Source organism: Actinosynnema sp. NPDC023658, from assembly GCF_040639995.1.
Taxonomy (GTDB): Bacteria; Actinomycetota; Actinomycetes; order Mycobacteriales; family Pseudonocardiaceae; genus Actinosynnema.
Window position 1 is genome coordinate 1 of sequence record NZ_JBFAAX010001490.1, and the last position, 1,046, is coordinate 1,046.

At 69.4% G+C, this 1,046-nt stretch carries 1 protein-coding gene; it reads left to right on the top strand.

The features are described from left to right. Nucleotides 1–81: 81 nt before the first annotated feature. Nucleotides 82–1,046, top strand: a 965-nt coding sequence (locus AB0G02_RS42020) for a DUF6801 domain-containing protein (protein WP_360806714.1), incomplete at its 3' end; no start/stop codon positions are given.

Here is a 1,046-nt window from a genome sequence, read left to right on the forward strand (position 1 = left end):
GACGCGGGCGTCGGCTGAGCCGCGACGGCGACGCTCACCCAGGTCTACAACTGCCAGTTCCCGTAGATCGGCGCGCAGGACATGAGCGTCGAGGTCGTGGTGGACGACCTGCCCGACGAGGCGGTGGTGGGCAGCCCCATCCCGGAGGCGCACGTGACTGCCACCGCCACCGTGCCCGACCTGGCGACGCAGGGCCTGGCGCTGGTCGGCGCGACGTCCGTGGAGGGCACCGGCAAGGCGCAGACCCGGTTGGACAACGCGGGTTTCGCGCTGGACCTCGTGCCGGACCTGGTCGTGGCGAAGACCCCGGTGCCGGCCTCGGGCCCGTTCGACACCATCGCCACGGGCAGCACGCCGCCGGTGAGCCTGCCCAACGCGGGCCTCACCACCATCACCATCGGCAACTTCGAGATCACGCTGACCCCGCACAAGGCCGACGGCTCGGAGACGGGCCTGGGCACGTTCACCTCGCCGTGCACCCTCAAGCCCGGCCAGTCGACGCTGCTGTACCAGTTCACGGTCGCACCGGAAACCACCACCACGACCACGACGACCACCACCACCGAGCCGACGACGACCACGACCACGACCGAACCGACCACCACCACCACCACAACGGAACCCACGACCACCACCACGGGACCCACGACGACGACCACGGAACCCACCACGACCACCACCACTGAGCCGACCACCACAACGACGACCACAAGTCCCACCACCACAACTACAACGACCACGACTCAGCCGACCACCACCACCACCACGACCACACGCACTTCCACCACCACCACAACACCGACGTCGACCACCACGACCACGCCGACGTCGACCACCACGAGCTCGGGCACCACCACGTCGACCACGGGCACCACCACCCCGACCTCGACCACCGCCCCGACTTCCACCACCACGACTTCCGCCGCTCCCACGTCCACGACGACCACGACGCAGGCCTTCATCCCCGCCCCGACCTACCCGGACAAGAACGACAGGCTGGCCAGCACCGGCTCCCCGGTCCTCGGTCCGCTGGTCCTGGGTGGAGT